Source organism: Streptomyces sp. Je 1-79 (assembly GCF_025195125.1).
In the GTDB taxonomy this organism is placed as follows: domain Bacteria; phylum Actinomycetota; class Actinomycetes; order Streptomycetales; family Streptomycetaceae; genus Streptomyces.
Genome location: NZ_JAMGSL010000011.1, coordinates 184673 through 198170, shown reverse-complemented (window position 1 = coordinate 198170; position 13498 = coordinate 184673). Strand labels below are relative to the sequence as shown.

Here is a 13498-nt window from a genome sequence, read left to right as displayed (position 1 = left end):
TATCCGAACAGTCACCATGCGTACCGTGGACCACTTGCGCGGTCAAGGTGTAGACCAATTTCCCCGCCAGCGCGCCGATCATGAGGTCGTCTGCCCGAATTCGGGCAGGATTCTTGCGAAACACCGGGGGCACCCCTCAGTATTCACAGGTGCTCGAACGCCGCCCGTCGCATGACGACCTCATCGACCACCTGGTGCGCAGCACCGCGCTGCAGCGCGGTGAAGCCGCCCGGGTGGTACTCGACGTGCTGGCGTACTTCGACGAGTCGACCGAGACGTTCGTCCGACGCCGCCACCGCGAAATGCAGTCCGGTGGCGCCGTGAACGCCGAGATCTTCGAGCGCATCGCGGCCGAGCTGCCGCACCGCGCCGTGGCGCCGCCGGAGCTCTCGCTCCGGCAGCTGCGCCGCATCGTCTACGGCTGAGCACACTCACCAACCTGGAGGGGTTACACCTTTATGTGTGGAATTGTCGGTTACATCGGAAAGCGCGACGTGGCCCCGCTGCTGCTGGAAGGCCTGCAGCGGCTGGAGTACCGGGGGTACGACTCCGCCGGCATCGTCATCACCAGCCCGAAGGCCTCCGGCCTGAAGATGGTGAAGGCCAAGGGCCGGGTCCGTGACCTGGAGGCCCGCGTCCCGAAGCGCTTCACCGGCACCACCGGCATCGCCCACACCCGCTGGGCCACCCACGGCGCGCCGAGCGACATCAACTCGCACCCGCACCTGGACCCCGAGAACAAGGTCGCGGTCGTCCACAACGGCATCGTCGACAACGCCCAGGAGCTCCGCGCCAAGCTGGAGGCGGACGGCGTCGTCTTCGCGTCGGAGACCGACACCGAGGTCATCACCCACCTGATCGCCCGCTCCCAGGCCACCACCCTGGAGGAGAAGGTCCGCGAGGCGCTCAAGGTCATCGAGGGCACCTACGGCATCGCCGTCATGCACGCCGACTTCAACGACCGCATCGTGGTGGCCCGCAACGGCTCCCCGGTCGTCCTCGGCATCGGCGAGAAGGAGATGTTCGTCGCCTCCGACGTCGCCGCCCTGATCGCCCACACCCGCCAGGTCGTCACCCTCGACGACGGCGAGATGGCCACCCTCAAGGCCGACGACTTCCGTACGTACACGACCTCGGGCGCCTCGACGACGGCCACCCCGGAGACCGTGGAGTGGGAGGCCGCCTCCTACGACATGGGCGGCCACGACACGTACATGCACAAGGAGATCTGCGAGCAGCCCGACGCGGTCGACCGCGTGCTGCGCGGCCGGATCGACGACCGCTTCTCCACCGTCCACCTGGGCGGCCTGAACCTCGACGCCCGCGAGGCCCGCACCATCCGCCGGATCAAGATCCTCGGCTGCGGCACCTCGTACCACGCCGGCCTCATCGGCGCGGGCCTGATCGAGTCCATGGCCCGGATCCCCGCCGACGCCGAGCCGGCCTCGGAGTTCCGCTACCGCAACCCGGTCGTGGACCCCGACACCCTGTACATCGCCGTCTCCCAGTCGGGTGAGACGTACGACGTGCTGGCCGCCGTGCAGGAGCTCAAGCGCAAGGGCGCCCGCGTCCTCGGCGTGGTCAACGTCGTCGGCTCGGCGATCGCCCGCGAGGCCGACGGCGGCGTGTACGTGCACGCCGGCCCGGAGGTCTGCGTCGTCTCCACCAAGTGCTTCACCAACACGGTCACCGCGTTCGCGCTGCTCGCCCTGCACCTCGGCCGCATCCGCGACCTGTCGGTCACCGACGGCAAGCGGATCATCGAGGGCCTGCGCAAGCTGCCCGCGCAGATCAGCGAGATCCTCGAGACCGAGGACGAGATCAAGAAGATCGCCGAGCAGTACGCGGGCGCCCAGTCGATGATGTTCATCGGCCGCGTGCGTGGCTACCCGGTCGCCCTGGAGGCCTCCCTGAAGCTCAAGGAGATCTCCTACATCCACGCCGAGGCGTACCCGGCCTCCGAGCTGAAGCACGGCCCGCTCGCCCTCATCGAGCCGGCCCTGCCGACGGTCGCGATCGTCCCCGACGACGACCTGCTGGAGAAGAACCGCGCCGCCCTGGAGGAGATCAAGGCCCGCAGCGGCCGTATCCTCGCGGTCGCGCACCAGCCGCAGGCGAAGGCCGACCACACCATCGTCGTCCCGAAGAACGAGGACGAGCTGGACCCGATCCTGATGGGCATCCCGCTCCAGCTCCTCGCGTACCACACGGCGCTCGCCATGGGCCGCGACATCGACAAGCCGCGCAACCTGGCCAAGTCCGTCACGGTCGAGTAGCAGCAGACCGGGCCTGTCCCCCGGAGCTCTCGACCACGGCCGGGAAAGCCCGTCCGCCCGCATTCCGGACCTGTCCCCGGAGGGCCGGACGCCCGGCCGGACACGAAGAGCGGTCCCTGTGCACGCCACGCGCGCACAGGGACCGCTCTTTCTCCGTGGTGCCTGGATCGCCCCTACGGGCTCTTCCGTCTCCCCTACGGGCCCTTCGTCTCCCCTCCGGGCCGGCGTCAGCTCGCGGCGGGCGCGCTGCGGCGCGCGCGGCCCAGCGAGGTCGGCCAGTTGGCCACCGCCGCCGTCGCTCCGTACCAGGCCGCGAGGCCCGCCACCGCGGCGACCCAGCCGCCCGCCTTCGCCAGACCGCCGTTGTCGGCGAGGGCGCCGATGCCGAGCAGCAGCAGCGCGACGAACAGCAGCCCGTACACGCCCTGCCCGAACAGACCGCTGCCTCCGGCGGCCACCGTCAGCGTGAGCGCCAGCAGCGCCCACAGCAGCAGGAAGAGACCGCTCGCCTCGGCCGACCCTGCGTCGCCCACCCCGGTGCCCCAGGTGAACCAGAAGGCGCCGAGCGCCGCGTAGGCCGTACCCGTGCCGCCGTTGCCGGCGCGCAGGGCGAGCAGACCGACGAGGAAGAGCGTCACCCCGCCGACCCAGGTGGCGAGGGCCGCGGCGTCGGACGCCGCGACGTTGTCCACGACGCCTGTACCGCCTATGCCGAAGGCCAGCAAGGTCAGTCCGAGCGCGAGGTGGCCGAGAGTGGAGGTCGTGTTTCCCGCGGCGACTTCGTTGTCCACGGCGGGCTCCCTTCAAGTGGGCAGTTGTGCTGCGTGAGCTGCTTGTTCCGGTGACCTTTAACTACCCTTCACAAGCACACAAATCACCTGACGGGGGCAGAAATTATCGCCGCAGCAAGGGAGTTGACGAAGCGTCGAAGAGAAGGAACCCGGGGGCGCGGACGCTCAGGGAATGACGATCACGGGCCGCTGCGCGCGCTTCGCCAGCCGGCCGGCCACCGAGCCGAAGATCCGGCCGACGATGCCGTGCGTCGATCCGACCACGATCGCGTCGGCCGAGTACTCCCGGCCGACCTCCTCCAGCTCGTGACAGATGTCGCCGCCGCGCTCGACGAGGATCCAGGGGACCTCGGCCAGGTAGTCCGCGCAGGCCAGCTCAAGGCCGAGCACCTCGGTGCGGTGGTCGGGGACGTCGACGAAGACCGGCGGCTCGCACCCCGCCCAGACGGTGGTGGGCAGCCGGTTGGCGACATGCACGATGATCAGCCCGGAGCCGGAGCGGCGGGCCATGCCGATGGCGTACGCGAGGGCTCGCTCGCTGGACGTCGAGCCGTCGAAGCCGACGACCACTCCGTGCCGGAAGGCGGGATCACAGGAGTGGCGTGGCTGTTCCACCGCGAGGGGGTCGACCGTGGAGTCGGCGACGCGCTTGCGGTCCGCGGGTTCGGAGAATTCGTGACCGGCCATCGGTGTCTCGGCGAAGAAGATCCTTGTGAAAAGGGACGGTAAGAACGTCGTACGGACCAGCGGTTGGCGGCGGAGCAGTGTCCGGGAATCACCTTCCCAAGCCCATACCCCCAAGGGTACGGCGACACTCCTTTCCTGCCCAGAGCGGTCCGAGGCCACACGCGGCGCCCTCACGGCGTCCCAGGGAGCATGCACGAGCCCGTCCCGATATGGCAATGCCGGTTGTGTCCTACAGCTGTCCGGTACGGGGGCCAAACGGACGCCCCCGGCAGTGACCGGAACGTTCCGCTTCTCGTTGCCACAGGTCCAGTCACCGTCGCAGGGAGCTCCGCCCGTGCCCGTACCATCGGCCGCCGCCCACCCCGCCACCACCGGTCCCGTCGACACCCGCTCCCCCGCCGGCCCGCCCGCCCACGCCCCGGCCCACGCCCCCGCGCACACCGTCGTGTCTGCGCCGGGCGGCGGACGCCGGCGCGCCCCGGAGCCCCCGGCAGGTGCGGCGGCGGACCCGGCGGGCGACGTCGTCCGCTGGGCGGCCTTCTGCTGCGTCCTCGTCCCGGTCGTCCTCGTGGTCTACGGCACGTCACTGGGCGGAGCCGTCGGGACCGCGCTCGGCCTCGCCGCGGTGACGGCGGTCTGCCGGGTGCTGCTGCGCCGCGCGGAACGCGGTCTGCGCGCGGAGGCGGCGGGACCCCGCGCGCGCCACTCCCACAGCGGCCGAAACCACCGTCACGGCTGACGTACCCCCCGTGAAGCTGACGCATTCGCACACCCGGACCCGTACGTTTTCAGCCAACTTCCAAACGTCGGCGAGTCCTTGGCGGAATGCCCCCTCAACCCCGTTGCCACCAGGCATGAAAGCCCCGAGCCCGGCCCGCACACCCTACGGGGATGGGCCATGCGGCCACGGCGCACTTCCCTGCGCGGCCCGCGAGTGGAACGCTTCGTGATCGAATGCTTCGCGCCAAGTTGCCTTGTCGACAATGTGCCGGATGGAGAACTTGTCACGCCGGCGCCACGGAACACAGTAGATTCGATCATGAGTATCGAAGACTGGGGTCTCGTGCAAAACCGAGGGGAAACGTGCAGGAGCGACAGGACCAGGGAGACGCGAACACCGAGGGGGGCTTAGCGTCATGAGCCAGGACTCCGCCGTAACGGAGGCCGCACGGAAGTTGTCCGGACGCCGCCGCCGCGAAGTCGTCGCGGTGCTGCTGTTCAGCGGCGGCCCCATCTTCGAGAGCTCCATCCCGCTCTCCGTGTTCGGCATTGACCGGCAGGACGCAGGAGTACCGCGGTACCGGCTGCTCGTATGTGCCGGCGAGGAAGGCCCGCTGCGGACCACAGGGGGCCTCGAACTGACCGCGCCGTACGGCCTGGACGCGATCAGCCGTGCCGGCACAGTCGTCGTGCCGGCCTGGCGGTCGATCACCTCGCCGCCACCGCCGGAGGCACTCGAAGCGCTGCGCCGGGCACACGAAGAAGGCGCGCGGATCGTCGGGCTGTGCACCGGCGCGTTCGTGCTCGCCGCGGCCGGACTGCTCGACAGCCGCCCGGCCACCACACACTGGATGTACGCGCCGACGCTCGCGAAGCGCTATCCGTCGGTCCACGTGGACCCGCGGGAGCTCTTCGTCGACGACGGGGACGTACTGACCTCGGCCGGCACCGCGGCCGGCATCGACCTGTGTCTGCACATCGTGCGGACCGACCACGGCGCGGAGGCCGCGGGCGCACTGGCGCGCCGCCTGGTCGTCCCGCCGCGGCGCAGCGGCGGCCAGGAGCGCTACCTCGACAGGTCTTTACCCGAGGAGATCGGCGCCGACCCGCTCGCGGAGGTCGTCGCCTGGGCCCTGGAGCACCTCCACGAGCAGTTCGACGTGGAGACGCTCGCGGCCCGTGCGTACATGTCACGGCGTACGTTCGACCGCCGTTTCCGGTCGCTGACGGGGTCCGCCCCGCTGCAGTGGCTGATCACCCAGCGGGTGCTGCAGGCGCAGCGGCTGCTCGAGACCTCCGACTACTCGGTCGACGAGGTCGCGGGACGCTGCGGCTTCCGCTCCCCGGTGGCGCTGCGCGGCCACTTCCGCCGCCAGCTCGGCTCCTCGCCGGCCGCGTACCGCGCGGCCTACCGGGCCAGGCGCCCGCAGACCGAGACGTCGACGGCGGTGCTCGACCCGCTGGTGCCCCCGCAGGGCTCGCCGGTCGTCCGGCGGCCCGGGGGCCCCATGGAGCCGGGCAAGCCGCAGTCCGACGTGTACGCCTCCGGCCGCCCGGCCCTGCCGGGCCAGCGCAGCGCCCCCTAGGGGCGAGGCCGGACCGCGCGCCACAAGCCGCGCAACCGAGAACCGACGGGCGCCCGGGGACACCCTCCCGGGCGCCCGTCGGCGTCGGGTCGGCGGGCCGGTCTCCGGGCGGGCCGACGGGCGGGTTGACGCCGGGTCGGCGGGCGGGCCGGCCGTGAGCCGTACCGCCGGTCCCGGTCCGAACCGGGAGCCACCCCCTAAGGTAGGACGCATGAACGATCGCATGGTGTGGATCGACTGCGAGATGACCGGGCTCTCGCTGACGGACGACGCACTCATCGAGGTGGCCGCACTGGTCACCGACTCGGAACTGAACGTACTCGGCGAAGGGGTGGACATCGTGATCCGCCCGCCGGAGGCGGCGCTGGAGACCATGCCCGAGATCGTGCGCCAGATGCACACGGCCTCCGGCCTGCTCGACGAGCTCGCCGGCGGCACCACCCTCGCCGACGCCGAGGCACAGGTCCTCGCCTACGTGCGCGAGCACGTGAAGGAGCCCGGGAAGGCCCCCCTCTGCGGGAACTCCGTCTCGACCGACCGGGGCTTCCTCGCGCGGGACATGGCGGCGCTGGAGAGCCACCTGCACTACCGGATCGTCGATGTCTCCTCGGTCAAGGAGCTGGCCCGCCGCTGGTACCCGAGGGCGTACTTCAACAGTCCGGAGAAGAGCGGCAACCACCGTGCGCTCGCCGACATCCGCGAGTCCATCGCGGAGCTGCGCTACTACCGCGAGGCGGTCTTCGTCCCGCAGCCCGGACCGGACTCGGACACGGCGAAGAAGATCGCCGCGCGCCACGTCCTGCCGCCGGAGTAGTCCCCACCGTCCGAGCACCCCCGCTCGCGCCCCTGACGCACCCCTGACGCCCCTCCGGCGCCGCCGGGTCGAATACGGGCGCGAGCACCCTCTCGGACCCTGTAGACTTCTTCTCGGCCGGTCGGGGAAACCTTCGGGAAAACCGCCGGTCATGGTGGGTATAGCTCAGCTGGTAGAGCACCTGGTTGTGGTCCAGGATGTCGCGGGTTCGAGTCCCGTTACTCACCCTGAAGATCGAGGCCCCGGTTCGAAAGAACCGGGGCCTCGGTCGTTTTCCGGGGCACCCCGCGACTTGCCCACTGGTGTGAGCTACGCAACCCCTCGCCGCCTGCGGTCCGTCCCGCACGGCCCCCTCCTCACATGCCTCGAAAGAGTGAACCGTTTTCTGTAGTGGCCGCTATGGAATCTGCTGTACGGTGATTTCGTAACGTCCACTACAGATTTGGGGGATCTTCGATGACTGCGGTGACTTCGACGACGGCTTCTCACGCGCTCCTGCTCGCCCATGGATCCGGCGGGGGCATCGACGCCAACTACGGCCCGATCAGGGGCGCGTTGGCCTCCGGCGGACGTCTGGTCGTCGGCTTCGACCTGCCGGGGACGGGCGGGGCGCCGCGCGCCACGGAGCCGCTCGAACTGGACGCCCTGGCCGACGGGTTGGTGGCGGCGGCCGACGAGGCGGGGGTGGAGCGGTTCGCGGTCTCCGGGTACTCCCTGGGGACGACGGTCGCCGTCCGCGCGGCCACCCGCCATCCGGAGCGCGTGACGGCCCTCGTCCTGACGGCCCCGTTCGCCTGCGCCGACCATGCGTTGCGGCAGTCCTCGCTGCTGTGGCGGGACCTCGCGGACAGCGGTCGGCACGAACTGGTGGCGCGCCTTCTGGTGCCCCTGGTGCTCGGCTCCGCGACGCTTGACCCGATGACGCCGGAGGCCGTCGAGGGCCTCGTCCGGCTCACCGCCGAGTCGGTCCCGGCGGGGACGCCGGAGCACGCGGACCTGGTGACGCGCGCGGACGTCCGGGAGGAGCTGGGACGGGTGGGCGTGCCGACCCTGGTGATATCGACGACCGAGGACCGGCTGGTGGCGCCCGCGCTGCACCGTGCCGTCGCCGCCGGCATCCCCGGTGCGCGTCTCACCGAACTGGCCACGGGCCACGCGCCGTTCGCCGAGAACCCGGAGGCGTGGGGGAAGCTGATCACCGAGTTCCTCGGTTTGGTCGAGCGCGGGGCCGTCGGCTGACGAAGAGGCGCGCTCCGGCCGGCGGTGGGGTGGCTCCGGCCGGAGCGCGCGGTGTGGGGGGCTCAGTGGCTCACTTGTAGGCGGCGAACGCCTTGGTGAAGGCCAGCGGCTGCTGGAGGATCGAGGAGCAGGTGGCGTCCGCGTGGTTCACCGCGCCGGCCGCGCACTGCTTGTCGCGGGTCGAGGACCACATCGACAGCCAGCCGATGCCCTTGGACTTCGCGAAGTCCACCAGCTGGGTGGCGTCGTCGACCTTGAAGATCTCGGTCGTGACGTCGTTGACGCCGATCATCGGGGTGACGGCGACGGCCTTCCAGGCGGCCGCGTCGCTCAGCCCGAGGACGCCCTTGATCTGGGCCTGGGTGGCCGTCGCGGCCTGGATCGCGTACTGCCCCATGTCGCCGCTGTAGGCCGGCCCGTAGTCCATCGCCATGATGTTGACGGCGTCGATGCGGACACCGTTCTTCTTGGCGTCGGCGAGCAGGTCCACGCCCGGCTGGGTCAGACCCTCGGGCATGACCGGCAGGGTGAAGGAGACGTTCAGGCCGGGGTGGGACTTCTGGAGCTGTGCGATGGCCTGCGAGCGCCGGGTGTTGGCTGCGGTGTCCGGCAGGGCGGCGCCCTCGATGTCGAAGTCGACCTTGGTGAGCTTGTACCGGTCGACGACCTTGCCGTAGGCGGCGGCCAGGTCGGCGGAGTTGGCGCAGTTCAGGGCCAGTTCGTGGCCGGCGGCGCCGCCGAAGGAGACCCGGACGTCGCCGCCCTTGGCCCGCAGGGCGCCGATCTGGGAGGCCACCTTGTCGTCGGCGAGGTCGGTGACACCGCCCCAGAGCGGGGCGCAGGAGCCGCCGGAGGTGATGAAGGCGAGGTTGAACTCCTTCACACCGGTGGCGTCGGCGGTGGCGAGCATGTCGTACGTCGGGTAGAGGGAGGTGTCGATGTAGGGCGCGTACTTGGCGGCGGCGCCCGGAGTGCCGGTGGCGGTCGCCGTCGGGGTGGGCGTCGGAGCCGTCGTGGCGGTCTGGCTCGGGGTGGCCGTCGCGGTGGCGGAGGGGGTCGCCGAGGCGGTCGGGGTCGCGGTGGCGGTGGGCTGCTCGGTGGGACGGCCGCTGGGGGTCGGGGTGGCTCCGCCGACGGAGCAGGTGGCCTTGTTGATCAGACAGTTCGTGGGGTCGGCGGCCTCCCCGGCCGCCGAGGTCACGAAGCCGACGGTGACGGACTGGCCGGGGGCGAGCTCCTTGTTCCAGCTCGCGGGCTTCACGGTGACATGCCGGCCGGAGACGGTGTGCTCGCCGTTCCAGAGGGAGCCGATGGTCGTCCCTGCAGGCAGGTCGAACTCCAGCGTCCAGCCCCCCGACTGGACGCTGGAGGTCTCGTTCGTGACGACGTACTGGCCGGTGTAGCCGCCGGTCCAGGAGCTGGTCCGGGTGTAGGCGGCGCCGACGGCGGCGGCCTGCGCGGTGCCGGTGAGCGCGAACACCGCGCCGCCGATCACCGCTGCCGCGACGACCGCGCCGACGGCCTTGGTCCTGGTGCTCGCCCTGCGTCGGTGCGAACTGGTGCCCATCGCGTGCCTGCCTCTGTGCCGGGGGTGTGGGGTGCGGCAGCACGCTAGCGACCGGGAAACAGACAAATGCCCACGAGGAGGCCGAGGTTGAGGATTCTTAGGCTCCGCTTAAGGAAGCCATCGGGACGAGGAAAGGTTGGGCCCCGCGCCGCCCCTCGCGGGGCCCGTGACAGCTATCGGGCCTTGGCCGTGGCCGGCCGCTTGCGGCGGCCGCGCTGGCTGCGGCGGCCGCCCGCGTCGCCGGACCGGCGCCCGTCCAGGCCGATCCAGATGCGGACCTCCGTGCCGCCCAGCACCGAGTGGCCGATGCGGACGTCGCCGCCCGTGGCCTCGGCCATCTGCCGCACGATGTCCAGGCCCAGGCCGGTCGAGCCGGCACGGTGGCCGCTGTTGCCCCGGGTGAGCGCGGCGGCCGGGTCGGCGATGCCGGGGCCCGCGTCGGAGACCAGCACGATGACGGCGTCGTCGCCGTTGTGGACGTCGACGGAGAACGCCGTCCCCTCCGGGGTGTGGCGGAAGACGTTGCCGAGCAGCGCGTCGAGCGCGGCGACGAGTTCGGGCCGGGCGACCGGGATGCGTACGGGTCGCTCGATGCCCGCGACGCGCACCTTGCGGCCCTCGTCCTCGGCGAGCGCGGACCAGAAGTCCATCCGCTCCCGGACGACCTCGGAGGCGTCGCAGCCGGCGCCCGGGCCGGGGCCCTGCGTCTGGGGCTTGGCCTCCCGCGCCGTGCGGATGATCGTGTCGACCTCGCGCTCCAGCTGCTCGACGGCGGCGCGGGTCTGGTCGGCGGCCGGCCCGGAGCCGAGCGAGGCGGCGTTGAGCCGGAGCACGGTCAGCGGGGTCCGCAGCCGGTGGGAGAGGTCGGCGGCCAGTTCGCGCTCGTTGGCGAGGAGCTGGACGACCTGGTCGGCCATGGAGTTGAAGGCGATGGCGGCCGACTTGAGCTCCGGCGGCCCCTCCTCGGGGACGCGGGCGCCGAGCCGGCCCTCTCCCAGGTCGTGCGCGGCGCCCGCGAGGCGCTGCGCGGGCTGGACCATCCGGACGCCGAGGCGGTCGGCGACGGCGACGGAGCCGACGATCAGGGCGATGCCGACGCCGGCCAGGACCAGCCAGGCGGTGGCGACGCCGTTGGTGACCTCGCCCTCGGGGACGAAGAGTTCGACGACGGCGACCTGCCCGGAGGAGAGCGCCGTGGGCTGGAGCAGCACGGAGCCGCCCTCGACCTCGGCGATCGTGGCCCGTCCCAGTTCCCGGGTGGTCCGCAGGTCCTTCTCCTCGGCCCTGCGGGTGCCGATCTCCAGAGCCGTGGCGCCCGGCTCGTCGGCGGCCGGGACATGGACGGCCATCCGCCCGGCGGCCCCGTCCTCGGTGGTGGCCACGGCCCGGTCGAGCTCGTCGCGGTCGGTGGTGATGGCGAGGACCGGGGCGAGCCCGGCGGCGCGGCGTTCGGCGTTGGAGAAGGCCCGGTCGCGCGCCATCTCCTTGACGACGAGGCCGAGCGGGACGGCGAAGGCGACGACGACCATGGCGGTGACGGCCAGCGACACCTTGACGAGTGCCCATCTCACGGCTGGTTCTCCCGCGGCGGTTCCAGCTTCACGCCCACCCCGCGCAGGGTGTGGAGGTAGCGGGGGCGGGCGGCCGTTTCGCCCAACTTCCGCCGCAGCCATGACAAATGGACGTCGATGGTCTGATCGTCCCCGTAGGACTGCTGCCAGACCTCGGCGAGCAGCTCCTTGCGCGGGACGACGACGCCCGGCCGCCCGGCGAGGAAGGCCAGCAGGTCGAACTCCCTGCGGGTCAGGTCGAGCCGGGCCCCGTCGAGCTCCGCCTGCCGGCGCAGCGGGTCGATGGACAGACCGCCGACCTGGATGACCCGCGAGGGCGGGGCCTCCCCGGCAGCGGCGCGGGAGCGCCGGAGCACGGCGGCCATCCGGGCCGAGAGGTGCTCCACGGAGAAGGGCTTGGTCAGGTAGTCGTCCGCGCCGTCGTTGAGGAGCCGGACGATCTCCGCCTCGTCGTCCCGCGCGGTCGCGATGATCACCGGCACGTCGGTGATGCCGCGCAGCATCTTCAGCGCCTCGGACCCGTCCAGATCGGGCAGTCCGAGGTCCAGGATGACCACGTCGAAACGGAAATGGGCGACCTCGCGCAACGCCTCCAGGGCCGTGCCGACGCTCCGTACGGTGTGGGAGGCCTCGGTCAGATGCCGAATGAGGGCGGAGCGCACGAACTGGTCGTCCTCGACCACGAGCACACTTGCCATGGCCCGCACCGTACGCCATGCGGGTGAGGCCGAGGGAAGGTCCACCCTGTGGGACCCCGGGGGCTCCTGTGGTGCAGTATGGCCCGGATGCGTAGAGGACTTGTTCACGCCATGGCGTGGTCGCTCGCCACGGGCGCGGCGGTCACTCTCTCGTGGTGGGGTGTGCACACGGTGCTGGCGGGCACGGTCTACGACCCGCCGCGCGCGCTGCCGATCCCTGCCGGGACCAGCAGCGACGGACCGGCCGGTGAGGCGGGTGACTCGCCTGTCTCGTCCACCCAGCGGCCGAAGCCCTCCGCCTCCGTCACACCGTCGGCCGCGCCCGGCACGGGCGGTACGCCGACGTCGTCGGCCACCTCGACCCCCTCGCGCACGCCCAGCAGCCCGAAGCCGCCCGCCTCGAAGTCGCCGCAGGGCGGTGGAAACGTGAAGAGCTATGCCGTGGACGGCGGCCTGGTCGTCTTCGACCTCGGCGAGACCTCGGCGGAGCTGGTCTCGGCGACGCCGGCCTCGGGCTGGCAGATGCAGGTGTGGAAGCAACCCACCTGGATCCGGGTCACCTTCACCAAGGACGGCCGCGAGCTGTCGGTCTTCTGCGTGTGGCACGACACCGCGCCCCGGGTGGAGATCGAGGATCGCTGAGACAGTCCGCCGTGCGGCGCGTCAGCGGAACACGGCGGCGGGCGGTACGGGCGAGGGCTTGGCGCTGGCGTCGGTGACCGGGGTCGCCCCGCCGGCGAAGTCGGCGAGCGCCCGGCCGTGTTCGACGCGGCCGGGGTGCGGGTCGGTCGCCACCCGGCGGGTCAGCTCGCCGACGGGCAGCTCGCGGTCGGAGGCGAGGAGCACGGCGTTGCCGAAGCGGCGGCCGCGCAGCACGGTCGGGTCGGCGGCCAGCGCCAGCTCGGGGAAGACGGTGGCGGCGGTCGCGATCTGACCGCGCAGATGGGTCAGCGGCGGCCCGTCGGCGAGGTTCGCGGCGTAGAAGCCGCCGGGCTTCAGGACGCGGCGCACCTCGGCGAGGAACTCGGTGCTGGTGAGATGCGCGGGGGTGCGGGCCCCGCTGAACACATCGGCGATGATCAGGTCGGCCCAGCCGTCCTGCACCTTGTTGAGCCCGGCTCGGGCGTCGGTGGAACGGACCCGGATGCGCGCGGTCGCGTCGAGGGGCAGCTCACGGCGGACGAGCTGGACCAGCGGCCCGTCGAGCTCCACGATCTGCTGGGTGGAGCGGGGCCGGGTGGCGGCGATGTAGCGGGCGAGGGTGAAGGCTCCGCCGCCGAGGTGGACGGCCTGGAGGGGCCGGTTCGGCGGGGCGGCGAGGTCGGCGATGTGGCCGAGGCGTCGCTGGTACTCGAAGGAGAGATGGGCCGGGTCGTCGAGATCGACGTGTGACTGCGGGGCGCCGTCGATCAGCAGCGTCCAGCCGCGGGGCCGCTCCCGGTCGGGTATGAGCTCCGCGAGTCCGCCGTCGACGGTCTCGACGACGGCGACGGCTGCTGCCGTCCTTTCGCGCTGTCTGTTCCTTGCCACGTGCCCCATTATCGGCGTT

The 13498-nt window shown here is 71.8% G+C and carries 13 protein-coding genes and 1 tRNA gene; 8 read left to right on the top strand and 6 right to left on the bottom strand.

Going from position 1 to position 13498, the window contains the following annotated elements:
* Window positions 1-149: 149 nt before the first annotated feature.
* Window positions 150-425, top strand: a complete 276-nt coding sequence (locus M5362_RS23670; RefSeq protein WP_260229719.1) for a hypothetical protein — start codon at window positions 150-152, stop codon at window positions 423-425.
* Between the two features lie 33 nt (window positions 426-458).
* Window positions 459-2276, top strand: coding sequence for a glutamine--fructose-6-phosphate transaminase (isomerizing) (gene glmS, locus M5362_RS23665; RefSeq protein WP_260229718.1), 1818 nt, complete (start codon window positions 459-461; stop codon window positions 2274-2276).
* A gap of 227 nt (window positions 2277-2503) precedes the next feature.
* On the opposite strand, the gene M5362_RS23660 is transcribed toward glmS, so the two are convergent.
* Window positions 2504-3067, bottom strand: a complete 564-nt coding sequence (locus M5362_RS23660; RefSeq protein ID WP_260229717.1) for a GPR1/FUN34/YaaH family transporter — start codon at window positions 3065-3067, stop codon at window positions 2504-2506.
* Between the two features lie 165 nt (window positions 3068-3232).
* On the bottom strand, window positions 3233-3754 hold the full coding sequence (locus M5362_RS23655; RefSeq protein WP_260229716.1) for a universal stress protein: 522 nt from the start codon (window positions 3752-3754) through the stop codon (window positions 3233-3235).
* Between the two features lie 334 nt (window positions 3755-4088).
* Here M5362_RS23655 and M5362_RS23650 point away from each other — a divergent pair, with 334 nt between their 5' ends.
* The 5 genes from M5362_RS23650 (at window position 4089) to M5362_RS23630 (ending at window position 8113) form a co-directional block, all read left to right on the top strand.
* The gene (locus M5362_RS23650; protein WP_374214514.1) at window positions 4089-4493 is read left to right on the top strand and encodes a hypothetical protein; all 405 of its coding nucleotides are present in this window, start codon (window positions 4089-4091) and stop codon (window positions 4491-4493) included.
* Window positions 4494-4890: 397 nt separating this feature from the next.
* Window positions 4891-6060, top strand: coding sequence for a helix-turn-helix domain-containing protein (locus tag M5362_RS23645; protein ID WP_260229715.1), 1170 nt, complete (start codon window positions 4891-4893; stop codon window positions 6058-6060).
* Between the two features lie 211 nt (window positions 6061-6271).
* Window positions 6272-6874: an oligoribonuclease gene (gene orn, locus M5362_RS23640; RefSeq protein WP_260229714.1), complete on the top strand. Its 603-nt coding sequence runs from the start codon at window positions 6272-6274 to the stop codon at window positions 6872-6874.
* Window positions 6875-7028: 154 nt separating this feature from the next.
* A tRNA-His gene (locus M5362_RS23635) sits at window positions 7029-7101 on the top strand.
* A 229-nt stretch (window positions 7102-7330) separates the two neighbouring features.
* Complete coding sequence (locus M5362_RS23630; RefSeq protein WP_260229713.1) at window positions 7331-8113, top strand: alpha/beta fold hydrolase; 783 nt, start codon at window positions 7331-7333, stop codon at window positions 8111-8113.
* 70 nt (window positions 8114-8183) lie between these two features.
* Here M5362_RS23630 and M5362_RS23625 read toward each other — a convergent pair whose 3' ends face one another.
* The 3 genes from M5362_RS23625 to M5362_RS23615 form a co-directional block, all read right to left on the bottom strand.
* Window positions 8184-9680 carry a cellulose binding domain-containing protein gene (locus M5362_RS23625; RefSeq protein WP_260229712.1) on the bottom strand — a complete coding sequence of 499 codons (1497 nt, stop codon included), beginning with the start codon at window positions 9678-9680 and terminating at the stop codon, window positions 8184-8186.
* A 173-nt stretch (window positions 9681-9853) separates the two neighbouring features.
* On the bottom strand, window positions 9854-11251 hold the full coding sequence (locus M5362_RS23620; protein ID WP_260229711.1) for a HAMP domain-containing sensor histidine kinase: 1398 nt from the start codon (window positions 11249-11251) through the stop codon (window positions 9854-9856).
* Window positions 11248-11949 carry a response regulator transcription factor gene (locus tag M5362_RS23615; protein ID WP_260229710.1) on the bottom strand — a complete coding sequence of 234 codons (702 nt, stop codon included), beginning with the start codon at window positions 11947-11949 and terminating at the stop codon, window positions 11248-11250. The genes M5362_RS23620 and M5362_RS23615 overlap by 4 nt, the downstream gene beginning before the upstream one ends.
* A gap of 78 nt (window positions 11950-12027) precedes the next feature.
* Between M5362_RS23615 and M5362_RS23610 the strand changes: the two genes are divergently transcribed.
* Window positions 12028-12591: a hypothetical protein gene (locus M5362_RS23610; protein WP_260229709.1), complete on the top strand. Its 564-nt coding sequence runs from the start codon at window positions 12028-12030 to the stop codon at window positions 12589-12591.
* A gap of 21 nt (window positions 12592-12612) precedes the next feature.
* On the opposite strand, the gene M5362_RS23605 is transcribed toward M5362_RS23610, so the two are convergent.
* Window positions 12613-13488, bottom strand: a complete 876-nt coding sequence (locus M5362_RS23605; protein WP_260229708.1) for a spermidine synthase — start codon at window positions 13486-13488, stop codon at window positions 12613-12615.
* Between the last annotated feature and the right edge of the window lie 10 nt (window positions 13489-13498).